The following is a 13,021-nucleotide window of genomic DNA, read 5'->3' as shown; positions in this document are numbered from 1 at the left end:
CGGGGCGGGATGTCGAGCGCGATCGCTCCGCGTCGAGGTGAGCCGACCTGCCGGAGCCGACCCGTGCCTCCCGGCCGTGGCTACTGCAGCGCCGCCGTGAGCCGCGCGACGTTGTCGAGCACCTTCGACCGGCGCGGACGGTCCACCCACGAGTCGAGCGTCAGCTCGAAGCTGTGCTCCTTGTAGGCGTCCTGCACCCCGCGGAGCGCGTCGACGAACCGGCTCCCGCGGACCATCACCGACACCTCGAGGTTGAGGCTGAACGACCGCATGTCCATGTTGCTCGACCCGATCACCGCGACCTCGTCGTCGATCGTGAAGTGCTTCGCGTGCAGGATCGTCGGCGCACGGTACAGCCAGATCTTCACGCCCGCGCGGAGCAGCCCCTCGTAGTAGGAGCGCTGCGCGTGCCAGGTCATCGCGTGGTCGCCCATCTCGCCGACGAACAGCTCGACCTCGACGCCGCGCTGGGCGGTCGTCGTGATGGCGTAGAGCATCGAGTCGTCGGGCACGAAGTAGGGCGACGTGATCGACACCTTCGTCTGCGCCGAGTAGAGCAGCGCGTTGAAGAGGCGGAGGTTGTTCTCACCGTCGAAGCCCGGACCGGACGGCACCACCTGGCAGTCGAGGGCGTCCCCGCGGTCAGCGCGCTGGACCGGGTCGCTCTCGCGGAGGAGCAGCTCGTCGGTCTCGCTGTACCAGTCGGTCACGAACAGCGCGTTGAGCCCGGCGACGACCGGTCCCTCGAAGCGGGCGAACAGGTCCTTGTAGGCCATGTGCCGCTTCTTGTGCGACTCGAGGTCGTACGACTTGTCGATGAGGTTCTGCGACCCCGTGAAGGCGACCGATCCGTCGATCACCAAGATCTTGCGGTGGTTCCGGAGGTCGGGACGCTGGAACTTCCCCTGCAGGGGCTTCAGCGGCAGCATGAGGTGCCACTCGATGCCGGCGCGGTCGAGGAACGCGAGGGTGTCCTTGTAGTCCGGGTAGCCGCGACTCGCCCAGTGGTCGAGCAGGAACCGCACGGTGACGCCCCGTGACTTGGCCCGGGCGAGGGCCTCGAAGAACGGCCGGGTCGTGTCGTCGAGCGTCGCGATGTAGAACTCGACGTGCACGAACCGACGCGACTGGTCGATCGCACGCGTCATCTCGGCGTACGACTCGTCGTAGTCCGGGTAGAGCTCGGCGGAGTTGCCGCCGACCAGGGGCATGGAGCCGAGCCCGCGGTTCAGCGTGACGATGCTCTCGAGCCACGGCGGCCACGGGTGGTCCTTGCGGACGCGGTCCATGCCCTCGGTCTGGTCGAGGATGTACTGGTTGATCTCCGCCTGCTTGTCGCGGCGGTCACGTGGCAGCTTCGTCGACCCGATGATCAGGAACACGATGAACCCGATGTACGGGATCAGGAAGATCGCGAGGAGCCAGGCCGTCGCGGTCTGCGGCTTCCGGTTGATCGGGACGTAGATGATCGAGAACACACGGATCGAGAGGTCGAGCAGGACCAGCAGGATCGTGATCGCGACGGAGAGCCAGTGCTCCACGGTGACGTCGTCGGTGTCGGGTCAGGCGGACGCGGGCGTCAGCGGAAGTTCACGAACTGCAGCGGGACGTCGAACTCTTCGCCCTTCAGCAGCTGGATCGTGTTCTGGAGGTCGTCGCGGCTCTTCGAGGAGACCCGGAGCTCGTCGCCCTGGATCTGGCTCTTCACGCTCTTCGGCGCCTGTGCGCGGAGGAACGCGCCGATCTTCTTCGCGACGTCCTGCTCGATGCCGTTCTTGAACTTCACCTCGATGCGGAACTCCTTGCCCGAGGGGAAGGGGTCACCGGCGTCGAGGCTCTTGAGGCTGATGCTGCGCTTGATCGCCTTGGACTGCAGCACGTCGAGGACGGCGCGCGCCCGCTCCTCGGAGTTCGCCTTGATGAGGACGTCCTCACCGCTGAACGCGATCGATGCCCCGGCGCCCTTGAAGTCGTAGCGCTGTTCGATCTCCTTGGCCGCCTGGTTGACGGCGTTCTCCGCCTCCATCTTGTCGACCTTGCTCACCACGTCGAAGGAACTGTCTGCCATGCGGGACAGCCTATCGGCGGCCGGGAGGCACGGTTCAGGACCGCGGACCGACCGCGGTCGACGGGGTGGTCACGACCACCCCTGCGCATCGGCTATGCTGTTCTGCGCGCCTCCGGTTGGTGATCACACGGGCTGGGTGCGCGATGGCGAGTTACCCAAGCGGCCAAAGGGATCTGACTGTAAATCAGCCGGCGTAGCCTTCGGGGGTTCGAATCCCTCACTCGCCACGTGTCGCAAGCCCCCTCCTCGGAGGGGGCTTCGTCGTTCCCGGGCAGGATGGGTGCATGTCCACGCATCCCACGCCGTCCGAGTACGCCGACCTCGCCGAGTCGATCGCACGGGAAGTCGCCGCGCTCGCCGCCCGTCGCCGCGCCGAGGGGGTCGAGGTCGCTGACCGGAAGTCGAGCGTGGTCGACGTCGTCACCGCCGCCGACCGAGAGGTCGAGGACCTCGTGCGACGCCGGATCGCCGAAGCACGCCCGGACGACGCGGTCCTCGGCGAGGAAGCGGGCGGTACCGACGGGACGAGTGACGTCACCTGGGTCGTCGACCCCATCGACGGCACCGTCAACTACCTCTACGGACGCCCGGACTACGCCGTGAGCATCGGCGTCGTCCGCGGCGCGCCGGACCCCGCGACCTGGGAGCCGGTCGCGGGCGTCGTCGTCGCGCCGGCCACGGGCACGGTGTTCCGCGCCGTCGCAGGCGGGGCCGCGACCCGGGACGGTGCACCGATCGCGGCCGCGTCGCCCGCGTCGCTCGCCGAGACGCTGCTGTCGACGGGGTTCGCCTACACGGCCGAACGTCGCCGCGGGCAGGTCGCCGTGCTCGCGGAGCTCATCGGGAGCGTCCGGGACATCCGTCGCGGGGGATCGGCGGCACTCGACTGCTGCGCGGTGGGGGACGGCACCGTCGACGCCTACTACGAGCGCGGGATCAACCCGTGGGACATGGCAGCCGGGTCGATCGTGGCCGCGGCCGCCGGCGCCGAGGTCCGCTCGTGGCAGGCGGGGGACACACGCTCCTTCCTGTTCGCGAGCCCTGCGGTGGCCGACGAACTCGAGGCGCTGCTGCACCGCGCCGAGGCCGCTGCGCTGGGCGTCGCGCCCGCCTGACCGGCGCGCTCGCCCTCGGAGTGGGGGAGCGCCGGACCGGGGGACACGACTGGCGGGCAGTGTTGTCCTTTGCTACCGTTCAGGGGTTCCGTTACCGGCTCGTTACCAACGGCCCCACACTTCCCCCGATCAGGATCAGCACCGAACGCATGCCCGACGCCTCCACCACGCCCGCACCGACCGACGTCACCGTCGACGCACCGACCCCGGTCGTCCACCTGACCCGACGAGCGCGCATCGAGGCCGAACGAGCCGCTGCCCGCACCACTGCACCGATCGGCACGACCGACGAGTTCGCCGCGATCGTCGGCGCTCCCGTCGACGCCGCGGCACCGGCCTCGCCGGTCGACCTCGCGCCCGCCTCACCGGCCGACCTCGCGCCGACGTCGCCGGTGCTGCCCGTCGCCGACGCCGGACCGGCCACCCCGCCCGCGCCGACGTCGCCGGTCGTCGCGCCGTCAGCCGAACGCGCCGGATCGGCACCCGAGCGTCGTCCCGCGGCGGGCGCCGCCGCGGTTCCGTCGCGCCGCGTGGCGTCGTCCGCGCGGGTCCGTCCGGCACGTCGTCCCGCTGCGCCCGCACCGACGTCGGCACCGGCTCCCGCCGGCACGGCCTTCCGCCGCACCGCTTCGCGCGTCACCGCGGTCGGCGCCCTGCTCTTCGTCGCCGGGCTCGTCGTCTCGACCTCGCTCCCGGCGCAGGCGCTCTACACGCCGGAGGCGGACTCGGCGTCGGCACGGTCGGCCGCGTCGGGGAGCGCCCAGTCCCTGAGTGTCGGGCAGGCCGCCGACGGTTCGACCACGCGCGACCAGTACACGGTCTCCGATGCCACGCAGTACGCCCACACCGACGCGTCGGCCTTCACGAACGACGCTGGCGGCACCATCCAGTGGCCGTTCCTCACCGGCGTGCCGATCACGTCCGGCTTCGGCGGACGCCAGGTCGCCGGGTGCTCGTTCTGCTCGACGAACCACATGGGCGTGGACTTCGCGCCGGGCGAGGGGACCCCGATCCGGGTCATCGCGGACGGTGTGGTGACGAAGGTCCAGGCGCACGACGGCGGCTTCGGCAACGACGTCTGGGTGACCCACGACGTCGACGGCAAGCAGTTCGTCAGCGTCTACGGCCACATGAAGGACAACACGTTCAAGGTCGTCACCGGGCAGCAGGTCTCGGTCGGCGACGAACTCGGCGAGGTCGGCAGCACGGGCAACTCGACCGGGCCGCACCTGCACCTCGAGATCCACGTCGACGGCGTCCCGGTGGACCCGCTGACCTGGCTCGAGCAGAACGCGGACTAGCGGTCCCGCGACGGCACGCCCGGGCGTCGAGCCCGGTTCCGGATCACCGTCGCGAGTCTGCTACTCTCGTGTGGTGCCGTTCGCGGCACATCGCCCCGATAGCTCAGTGGTAGAGCACTTCCATGGTAAGGAAGGGGTCGTCAGTTCAATCCTGACTCGGGGCTCCGACCCGGAGCGTGTGTCGCCTCCGGATCCCCGGCGGGGTAGCTCAGTTGGTTAGAGCACACGGCTCATAATCGTGGTGTCGCGGGTTCAAGTCCCGCCCTCGCTACAGCAAGGCCCGGCGCGTTCGCGTCGGGCCTCTCCTGTTCCTGCTGCGCTCCGAACCGTGCGGGTCGGGGCTCGCTGTCGTGGACGTCGCCCGGAGGCGCGCGACGACCGAGCACGGTGCGGTGTCGTCCACACGGTGCTGCGGAACGACCTCGCACCGTGTGCCGCGGCTCGCACCGTGCACCCGTCCGCGGCCGACCGTCAGTGCGCGCCGTGGTCCGTCCGGTCGACGAGCACGCCGGCGGAGCGCAGGGCCCCCTCGACCGCATCCGTCACCTGTCGCCAGGCCGTGCGACGCCGTTCCGCCCCGATCGTCCCGCCGACCACCGCGGTGCCGTGGTGCAGCGGACGGACCGTGATCGTGGTGGACGCTCCGGCCACGGTCGTCGAGAGTTCGTAGTGCCGGAACTGGCGCGACGGATGCACGAGCGCGCCGAGCAGGGTCGTGAGGAACCGGCTCCCGCTCCGCGCCCGGATCGTCCCACCGATGGTCGTCACCTCGTGCCCGCTCCGACGCAGGGCCGCGCTCGCGACCTCCATCGCCGCGCGCCGGTCCCCGGTGTGGACCGCGTACTCCGTCCGTGCCTCCATCGCCGCTCCCTCCCCGAGCTCGTGCGACACCCCCCGACGTCGCTCGTGCAGCCTAGCCGATGCATCCTCATGGATCTCGAACGTCAGGAGGTGCTCGGTAGACTGCCGGACGTGTCTGTGAACCCCGAGCTCGTCGGCAGGACGTTCCCGCCGGCCCCGCCCTACCTGGTCGGTCGCGAGAAGGTGCGCGAGTTCTCCCGCGCCGTCTTCGCCACGAACCCGATCCACCACGAGCCCGAGGCCGCCCGTGCCGCCGGCTACGACGACGTGGTGGCACCGCCGACGTTCGCCGTCGTGGTGCAGGAGGCCACGCTCGCGCAGCTCCTCGCCGAGCCCGACGCCGGCATCGACTTCTCGCGGGTCGTGCACGGCGAGCAGGCCTTCACCTACGACCGGCCGATCGTGGCCGGCGACGAACTGACCGCGACCCTGACCGTCACGAGCGTGAAGACCCTCGGCGGCAACGCCATGGTCACCGCCGAGAGCACGATGAACGACGCCGCGGGGGAGCACGTCGTCACGGCGACGTCCACCCTCGTGGTCCGAGGAGACGACGCATGACCACCGCACCAGCGACCTCGTTCGAGGTCGGCACCGTCGTGGCCGAGCGCGAGGTGCACCTCACCCGCGACTCGCTCGTCCGGTACGCCGGTGCCTCCGGCGACTTCAACCCGATCCACTACCGCGACGACGTCGCCGCGTCGGTCGGGCTCCCTGGCGTCCTGGCGCACGGCATGCTCACGATGGGCCTCGCCGTCCAGCCCGTGTCCGAGTGGCTCGGCGACCGCGGCTGGGTGACGCGCTACGGCGTGCGGTTCACCCGCCCCGTGGTCGTCCACCCGCAGGACGGCGCGACCGTCGGCGTCGTCGCCAAGGTCGGCACCGTGGACGACGCGGGCCGCCCCCAGCGCATCGACCTCACCGTGACCGCCGCCGGGCAGACCGTGCTCGGCAAGGCGCAGGTCACGGTGGCGTTCCGCTGACCGTGACGGACGCGTGGCTCGCCGACCTCACGACGCTCCGCGTCGGTGGTCCCGCGGGCACCGTGCTCACCGCGACGACGACCGACGAACTCGTCGAGCACACCCGCACGGCCTGGCAGGACGACGACTGGCTCGTCGTCGGCGGCGGGAGCAACCTGCTCGTCGCCGACCAGGGCTTCGACGGCACGGTCGTGCTCGTCCGTACCCGCGGTGTCGACGCGGTGCTGCCCGACGACCCGGGGGCCGACGGCGTCACCGTCCGCGTCGCGGCCGGTGAACCGTGGGACGCCTTCGTCGCGCAGACGGTGGCGAACGGCTGGACCGGCCTGGAGGCACTGAGCGGCATCCCGGGCACGGTCGGCGCCGCCCCCGTGCAGAACATCGGCGCCTACGGGGTCGAGTTGTCCGACGTGCTCACCCGGATCGAGTTCCTCGACGCGTCGACGGGGGAGCGCACGTGGGTGCCGGCGGCCGAGCTGGCGCTCGGCTACCGCTCCTCGACCCTCAAGCACGGCCGACGCGGCGTGGTGCTCACGGTCGAGTTCCGCCTCGGTGTCGCCGACGACGACGGCGTCCCGGTCCGTTACGCCCAGCTCGCTGGGTCGCTCGGCGTGGAGCTCGGGGAGCGGGTCGCTCCGGCGACGGTCCGTGACGAGGTGCTGCGGCTCCGCGCGTCGAAGGGCATGGTGCTCGACGACGCCGACCCGGACACCTGGAGCGCCGGGTCCTTCTTCACCAACCCGATCGTGTCCGCCGCCTTCGCCGAGACCCTGCCCGCCGATGCGCCGCGTTGGCCCGCCGGCGAGGACGTGAAGCTCAGCGCCGCGTGGCTCATCGAGCACGCGGGCGTCCACCGCGGGTACGTCCTGCCCGGCTCGCGCGCGGCGATCTCGTCGAAGCACACGCTGGCGCTGACGAACCGCGGTGGGGCGTCCGCGGAGCAGGTGGCCGAACTCGCGCGGTACGTGCAGGTCACGGTGCTCAACCGCTTCGGGGTCACGCTCGTGCCGGAGCCGGTCGTGGTGGGGGACCTGCTCGCCGCAGGCTGACCGCCGGAGCCGGACCGAGCCTCCAGGACGACGACGGCCCACCTCGCCGGAGGTGGGCCGTCGTCGGGCCGGGACTACCCGAAGAGCCTCGCCAGGCGCGCGACACCCTCGGCGATGTCGTCGTCGCCCAGCGCGTACGACAGGCGGAGGTACCCGGAGGGGCCGAACGCCTCGCCGGGGACGACCGCGACCTCGGCGTGCTCGAGGATGAGGTCCGCGAGCTCGAGCGTGGTCGTCGGCGTGGAGCCGGCCCACTCGCGACCGAGCAGTGCCGTCACGTCCGGGTACACGTAGAACGCGCCCTTCGGCGTCGGGGTGACGAAGCCGGGGATCGCGTTGAGGCCCTCGACGATGGCGCGTCGGCGGCGGTCGAACGCCTCCCGCATCGCGACGACGGGCTCCTGCGGGCCGTCCAGCGCGGCGATCGCTGCCCGCTGCGAGACGTTCGAGACGTTGCTCGACAGGTGCGACTGCAGGTTCGAGGCGGCCTTGACGGCGTCGGCCGGGCCGATGAACCAGCCGACGCGCCAGCCGGTCATCGCGTAGGTCTTGGCGACGCCGTTCACCAGGATCGTGGTGTCGGCGAGGGCCGGGACCGCGTCGAGGATGCCCGTGAAGCGGATGCCGTCGTACACGAGGTCCTGGTAGATCTCGTCGCTGATGACCCAGACGCCGTGCTCGAGCGCCCACTCGCCGATCGCCTTCGTCTGCTCCGCGGAGTACACCGAGCCGGTCGGGTTCGAGGGCGAGCAGAACAGCAGCGCCTTGGTCCTCGGGGTGCGTGCGGCCTCGAGCTGCTCGACGGTGACGAGGTAGTCCTGGTCGCTCCCGGCGAACACGTCGACGGGGACGCCCCCAGCGAGCCGGATGGCCTCCGGGTAGGTGGTCCAGTACGGCGCCGGGAGGAGGACCTCGTCGCCGTCGTCGACGATCGTCTGGAAGGCCTGGTAGACCGCCTGCTTGCCGCCGTTCGTCACGATGACCTGCGACGGGTCGACCGACACGCCCGACTCGCGGGCGGTCTTGTCGGCGATCGCCTGCTTCAGCTCGGGCAGCCCGGTGGCGGGTGTGTAGCGGTGGTTCCGCGGGTCCTGCGCGGCGGCGACGGCGGCGTCGACGACGTGCTGGGGCGTGGCGAAGTCCGGCTCGCCCGCGGCGAACGAGATGACCGGTCGACCCGCGGCCTTGAGCGCCTTCGCCTTCGCATCGACCTTGAGGGTCGCGGACTCGGCGATGGCCGCGATGCGCGACGCGATGCGCTGCTGCGGGGCGGCGGGGTTGGCGGTGGACTCGGGGCCTTCGGCTGCGGTGCTCACGGGGTCAAGCCTATCGGCGCGGCACGCCGGAGCATCCGTCAAGTGGACACCGTGTGACGGACTCCCGTACACTCGACCACCGGAACGCGGATCGGCGACGTGACGTGTTCCGAAGGGCGGTGGCTCAATTGGTAGAGCAGCGGTCTCCAAAACCGCAGGTTGCAGGTTCGAGTCCTGTCCGCCCTGCACATCTGGAAGGGTAGAAGTGGCGAGCAAAGACGTGGAAGCGACGGCGGACGACGTCGTCGCCAAGGCGAAGCAGGACCGCGCATCGCGTCGCGGGCCGTTCGCTGCCATCGCCCTGTTCATCCGGCAGGTCATCGGCGAGCTCCGTAAGGTGGTCACGCCGACCCGCAAGGAGCTCTTCAGCTACACCGGCGTCGTCCTGGTCTTCGTGATCGTGATGATGGTCCTGGTGTCGGTCCTCGACTTCGTGTTCGGGCTCGGCGTCGGCTACGTCTTCGGCAACGGTCCGACCGCCTGATCCGGTCCGACCGACCGCAGGCCGGGCTGATGGCTCGCCAACCCGATCCGCACCACCGAACGGAAAGAATCGACATTGTCTGACAACTCCCGCGACGACATCGACCTCGCGACGGCTGCCGAGCAGTCCTCCGAGGTCGAGGAGAACCAGGAAGGCGACGTCGAGACCGGCGAGCAGCTCGCTGCCGAGTCCGCTGAGGAGCGTGCGATCTCGGTCGAGGACGCCGACGACAAGTCCCTCGGTCTGAGCGACGAGCCCGACGACGGCACGGTCGACGCCGGCCTCGACGAAGCGCTCACCGCACTGCAGGAGTCGCGCGACCCCGAGGCCGACGCGGTCGTGGACGACGCCCTCGAGATCGACTCCGCCGACGAGGCCGAGGCCGCCGTCGAGGCAGTCGAGGACGAGGAAGAGGTCGAGCTCGAGGCGGAGTCCGCCGAGCAGGCGAACGAGACCCTCGCCGCCGACGAGGCACTGGACGCCGAGGACGAGCCTGCCGAGGTCGACCCGTACGAGGCCTTCAAGGCCGAGCTGCGGATGAAGCCGGGCAAGTGGTACGTCATCCACTCCTACGCGGGCTTCGAGCGTCGCGTGAAGTCGAACATCGAGAACCGCATGGTCTCGATGTCGATGGAGGACTACATCTACCAGGTCGAGGTCCCGATGGAGGACGTCGTCGAGATCAAGAACGGGCAGCGCAAGCTGGTCACCCGCGTCCGGATCCCCTCGTACGTGCTCGTCCGCATGGACCTCAACGAGGACTCGTGGTCGGTCGTCCGGCACACCCCGGGTGTGACCGGCTTCGTCGGCAACGCCCACAACCCGACCCCGCTCCGCTTCGACGAGGCCTTCGGCATGCTGAAGTCGCTCGTCCAGGTCGCCGAGGCCGCTCCGGCCAAGGGCGGCGCGAAGTCCGGCGGCGCCGCGCAGGCCCAGCCGCAGGCCGAGGTCGACTTCGAGATCGGCGAGACGATCACCATCAAGGAAGGCTCGTTCGCGGGCCTGCCGGGATCGATCTCCGAGATCAAGCCGGAGAGCGGCAAGCTCACGGTCCTCGTCTCGCTGTTCGAGCGCGAGACCCCGGTCGAGCTGAGCTTCGACCAGGTCACCAAGCTGTAGTAAGCTACCGAGGTTTGGCCCCGCACGCTGAGCGTGTGGGGCTTCACCGCGGTCCGGAACGGCCGGGCCCGCGGGAGAGTGCACGGATCCCCGTGCGTTCGATTCCAGGAGGAAACAAGTCATGGCACCGAAGAAGAAGGTCACGGGCCTGATCAAGCTGCAGATCAACGCGGGCGCCGCCAACCCGGCCCCGCCGATCGGTCCCGCGCTCGGTCAGCACGGCGTGAACATCATGGAGTTCTGCAAGGCGTACAACGCCGCGACCGAGTCGCAGCGTGGCAACGTCGTGCCGGTCGAGATCACCGTCTACGAGGACCGTTCGTTCACGTTCGTCCTCAAGACCCCGCCGGCCGCCGAGCTCATCAAGAAGGCTGCGGGTGTGCAGAAGGGGTCGTCGACCCCGCACACGGTCAAGGTCGCCAAGATCTCGATGGACCAGGTCCGTCAGATCGCCGAGACCAAGCAGGCCGACCTGAACGCCAACGACATCGAGCAGGCCGCGAAGATCATCGCCGGCACCGCGCGCTCGATGGGCATCACGGTCGAGGCCTGATCCACACCCCCAACACCCTTCCGTGGGAGAGCCACGCCGGCTCGTCAACCACGTAGCTCCCAGAGGAGAACACCATGGCGAAGAAGTCAAAGGCCTACCAGGCCGCGGCCGCGAAGATCGAGGCCGACAAGTTCTACACCCCGACCGAGGCCGTCGCCCTCGCGAAGGAGACCGGTTCGGCGAAGACCGACTCCACCGTCGAGGTCGCGCTGAAGCTCGGCGTCGACCCCCGCAAGGCGGACCAGATGGTCCGCGGCACGGTCATCCTGCCGCACGGCACGGGCAAGACCGCCCGCGTCATCGTCTTCGCGGTCGGTGCTGCTGCTGAGGCCGCCATCGCCGCCGGCGCCGACGAGGTCGGTGGCGACGAGCTCATCCAGAAGGTCGCCGACGGCTACACCGCCTTCGACTCGGCCGTCGCGACCCCGGACCTCATGGGCAAGGTCGGTCGTCTGGGCAAGGTGCTCGGCCCGCGTGGCCTCATGCCGAACCCGAAGACCGGCACCGTGACCCCGAACGTCGCGCAGGCAGTCAACGACATCAAGGGCGGCAAGATCGAGTTCCGCGTCGACAAGCACGCCAACGTGCACTTCGTCGTCGGCAAGGCCTCGTTCACGCCGGAGCAGCTCGACGAGAACATCTCGGCCGCGCTCGAGGAGATCGTCCGCCTCAAGCCGAGCTCCTCGAAGGGCCGCTACATCACGAAGGGGTCCGTCGCGACCACCTTCGGCCCCGGCATCCCGCTGGACGTCAACAGCATCTGATCTGCTGATCAGTCCGAGGAGACCCGCACCGGTGACGGTGCGGGTCTTCTCGTCGTCCGGGTCCGTGTCCCGGTAGCGTGGCCCCGTGCGCACCCTCGTGAACGCCCTGCGACTCGTCGCCGTCATCGCCGTCGCGTCGGCGATCCTCGCGCAGTGGCTCGTGAGCTCGAAGCTCCCCGTCTACAACCCCTTCAACTTCTTCGGCTACTTCACGATCCAGTCGAACATCCTCATCGCGCTCGCCCTGGCCGCCACCCTGGTGGTCGGGGTCCGCCGGAAGCAGAGTCCACTCGGGCTCAGCATCTTCCGAGGCGCATCGACCGTGTACATCGCGACGACGGGCATCGTCTACAACACCCTGCTCGTCAGCGTCGACGTGCAGACCTCGGTGCAGTGGTCGAACGACGTCCTGCACAGGGTGATGCCGGTCTACGCCGTGCTCGACTGGCTGCTGTTCTCCGACCGTGCTCGACTGCTCTTCCGCCACGTGTGGTGGTTCCTGATCTACCCCGCGGTGTGGCTCGTCGTGATCCTCATCCGCGGCGCGACGGACGGCTGGGTGCCGTACCCCTTCCTCGACCCGTCACTCGGGTACGGGGTCGTCGCGCTGTACTGCCTCGGCGTCGCGGTCTTCATCGCGCTGATGGGCCTGCTCGTCGTCGGGATGAGCCGACTGCGGATCGTGAAGGTCTAGACCCGGTCGCGGCGCAGTGTGTCCAGCACGCGGTCAGCGAGGTCGATGAGGACCCGGATCTGGTCGTCGTCGCGGTCGACCCATCGGCACTCGGGCTCGTCGTGCGCGGGGACGAAGTCGTCGTGGCGCTCCCAGACGAACAGGGTGCGGTCGGCTCCGAGCACGTACTGCTGCCACCAGATCTGCCGGAGGTAGTGGCGGGGGATGCTCCGCCAGCCCTTCGCGGTCGTCTTGATCTCGGCGAGCACGAGACGCCCGTCGCCGTCGTGCCCGACGCCGTCGGGGGTGGCGAGGTGCGCGCGGTTCGCGGCGGCGTGGAAGAGGTGCGCCGACGGCTCGATGCCGTGCGTCGCGGCGACCCACGCGGCGATGACGGGTTCGCGCTCCCGACCGTGCTCGGTGTACACGTTTCCCGAGAACCGGGAGCCGTAGCGCTTGTCGGCGACGACGGCGTGGACCGCGCGGAGCGAGGCGAGCCGCGCGACGTCCGTGGCGGTGATGCCCATCGCCCGGGCTCGGAGCCAGGCGACACGGTCGGAGGAGTGCGCGACGATCCGCTCGGTGTGCCCGCGGAGCACCGTGAAGGTGTCGTGTCCGGACGCGACCGGTGCACCCGACGCGACGGACCCACCGGACGTGGTGCCGGAGCCGACCGTGCGCGAGCCCGGCGCCGGCGTGGCGGAGGCGGGCACTGCCTCCAGGCCGGGGTCCAGG

General features: G+C 70.2%; 15 protein-coding genes and 4 tRNA genes. 14 read left to right on the top strand and 5 right to left on the bottom strand.

Features of this window, described 5'->3' with window-relative positions; translation table 11 throughout:
- Positions 1-80 precede the first annotated feature (80 nt).
- Together cls and ABC270_RS13730 are read right to left on the bottom strand one after the other, a co-directional pair.
- Positions 81-1,541 (bottom strand): cardiolipin synthase, encoded by a 1,461-nt coding sequence (gene cls / locus ABC270_RS13735; RefSeq protein ID WP_412881294.1) that lies wholly within the window; start codon positions 1,539-1,541, stop codon positions 81-83.
- Positions 1,542-1,579: 38 nt separating this feature from the next.
- A complete protein-coding gene (locus ABC270_RS13730) occupies positions 1,580-2,068 on the bottom strand; it encodes a YajQ family cyclic di-GMP-binding protein (RefSeq protein WP_242088468.1) in 489 nt (162 codons plus the stop codon).
- A gap of 145 nt (positions 2,069-2,213) precedes the next feature.
- Between ABC270_RS13730 and ABC270_RS13725 the strand changes: the two genes are divergently transcribed.
- The 5 genes from ABC270_RS13725 to ABC270_RS13705 all read left to right on the top strand — a co-directional run bounded on the left by ABC270_RS13725 (position 2,214) and on the right by ABC270_RS13705 (position 4,755).
- A tRNA-Tyr gene (locus ABC270_RS13725) sits at positions 2,214-2,295 on the top strand.
- 57 nt (positions 2,296-2,352) lie between these two features.
- Positions 2,353-3,183, top strand: a complete 831-nt coding sequence (locus tag ABC270_RS13720; RefSeq protein WP_412881293.1) for an inositol monophosphatase family protein — start codon at positions 2,353-2,355, stop codon at positions 3,181-3,183.
- Positions 3,184-3,332: 149 nt separating this feature from the next.
- Entirely contained in the window at positions 3,333-4,484 is a 1,152-nt protein-coding gene (locus ABC270_RS13715; RefSeq protein WP_412881292.1) for a M23 family metallopeptidase, read from the top strand.
- A 92-nt stretch (positions 4,485-4,576) separates the two neighbouring features.
- Positions 4,577-4,648: transfer RNA gene (locus ABC270_RS13710), tRNA-Thr, on the top strand.
- Between the two features lie 33 nt (positions 4,649-4,681).
- Positions 4,682-4,755, top strand: a tRNA-Met gene (locus ABC270_RS13705).
- 200 nt (positions 4,756-4,955) lie between these two features.
- Here the strand turns inward: ABC270_RS13705 and ABC270_RS13700 are convergent.
- The gene (locus tag ABC270_RS13700) at positions 4,956-5,345 is read right to left on the bottom strand and encodes a hypothetical protein (protein WP_412881291.1); all 390 of its coding nucleotides are present in this window, start codon (positions 5,343-5,345) and stop codon (positions 4,956-4,958) included.
- 111 nt (positions 5,346-5,456) lie between these two features.
- Here ABC270_RS13700 and ABC270_RS13695 point away from each other — a divergent pair, with 111 nt between their 5' ends.
- Genes ABC270_RS13695 through ABC270_RS13685 form a run of 3 tightly spaced genes read left to right on the top strand, consistent with a single transcriptional unit; the run spans position 5,457 to position 7,377 of the window.
- The gene (locus ABC270_RS13695) at positions 5,457-5,906 is read left to right on the top strand and encodes a MaoC family dehydratase N-terminal domain-containing protein (protein ID WP_083513605.1); all 450 of its coding nucleotides are present in this window, start codon (positions 5,457-5,459) and stop codon (positions 5,904-5,906) included.
- Positions 5,903-6,328, top strand: a complete 426-nt coding sequence (locus ABC270_RS13690; protein WP_412881290.1) for a MaoC/PaaZ C-terminal domain-containing protein — start codon at positions 5,903-5,905, stop codon at positions 6,326-6,328. Before ABC270_RS13695 ends, ABC270_RS13690 begins: the two co-directional genes overlap by 4 nt.
- Positions 6,325-7,377: a UDP-N-acetylmuramate dehydrogenase gene (locus ABC270_RS13685; RefSeq protein WP_412882097.1), complete on the top strand. Its 1,053-nt coding sequence runs from the start codon at positions 6,325-6,327 to the stop codon at positions 7,375-7,377. Before ABC270_RS13690 ends, ABC270_RS13685 begins: the two co-directional genes overlap by 4 nt.
- A gap of 74 nt (positions 7,378-7,451) precedes the next feature.
- Here the strand turns inward: ABC270_RS13685 and ABC270_RS13680 are convergent, their stop codons facing one another.
- Complete coding sequence (locus ABC270_RS13680) at positions 7,452-8,693, bottom strand: pyridoxal phosphate-dependent aminotransferase (protein ID WP_412881289.1); 1,242 nt, start codon at positions 8,691-8,693, stop codon at positions 7,452-7,454.
- A 113-nt stretch (positions 8,694-8,806) separates the two neighbouring features.
- Here ABC270_RS13680 and ABC270_RS13675 point away from each other — a divergent pair.
- From ABC270_RS13675 to ABC270_RS13650, 6 genes are all read left to right on the top strand, one after another.
- Positions 8,807-8,879 (top strand) — tRNA-Trp (locus tag ABC270_RS13675).
- Positions 8,880-8,913: 34 nt separating this feature from the next.
- Entirely contained in the window at positions 8,914-9,177 is a 264-nt protein-coding gene (gene secE / locus ABC270_RS13670; protein WP_400413601.1) for a preprotein translocase subunit SecE, read from the top strand.
- A gap of 75 nt (positions 9,178-9,252) precedes the next feature.
- Complete coding sequence (nusG, locus tag ABC270_RS13665) at positions 9,253-10,296, top strand: transcription termination/antitermination protein NusG (protein ID WP_412881288.1); 1,044 nt, start codon at positions 9,253-9,255, stop codon at positions 10,294-10,296.
- 121 nt (positions 10,297-10,417) lie between these two features.
- Positions 10,418-10,849 (top strand): 50S ribosomal protein L11, encoded by a 432-nt coding sequence (rplK, locus tag ABC270_RS13660; RefSeq protein WP_017888638.1) that lies wholly within the window; start codon positions 10,418-10,420, stop codon positions 10,847-10,849.
- A gap of 74 nt (positions 10,850-10,923) precedes the next feature.
- The gene (gene rplA, locus ABC270_RS13655) at positions 10,924-11,613 is read left to right on the top strand and encodes a 50S ribosomal protein L1 (protein WP_022834225.1); all 690 of its coding nucleotides are present in this window, start codon (positions 10,924-10,926) and stop codon (positions 11,611-11,613) included.
- Positions 11,614-11,698: 85 nt separating this feature from the next.
- Positions 11,699-12,307 carry a Pr6Pr family membrane protein gene (locus ABC270_RS13650; protein ID WP_412881287.1) on the top strand — a complete coding sequence of 203 codons (609 nt, stop codon included), beginning with the start codon at positions 11,699-11,701 and terminating at the stop codon, positions 12,305-12,307.
- Here ABC270_RS13650 and ABC270_RS13645 read toward each other — a convergent pair.
- Positions 12,304-12,885, bottom strand: coding sequence for a YqaJ viral recombinase family protein (locus tag ABC270_RS13645; RefSeq protein ID WP_412882096.1), 582 nt, complete (start codon positions 12,883-12,885; stop codon positions 12,304-12,306). The two genes, ABC270_RS13650 and ABC270_RS13645, sit on opposite strands and share 4 nt — an antisense overlap.
- Positions 12,886-13,021: the final 136 nt, after the last annotated feature.

The sequence above is a fragment of the Curtobacterium phoenicis genome, from assembly GCF_047238015.1.
Classification (GTDB): Bacteria; Actinomycetota; Actinomycetes; order Actinomycetales; family Microbacteriaceae; genus Curtobacterium.
This window is presented reverse-complemented; position numbering and strand designations above follow the sequence as displayed.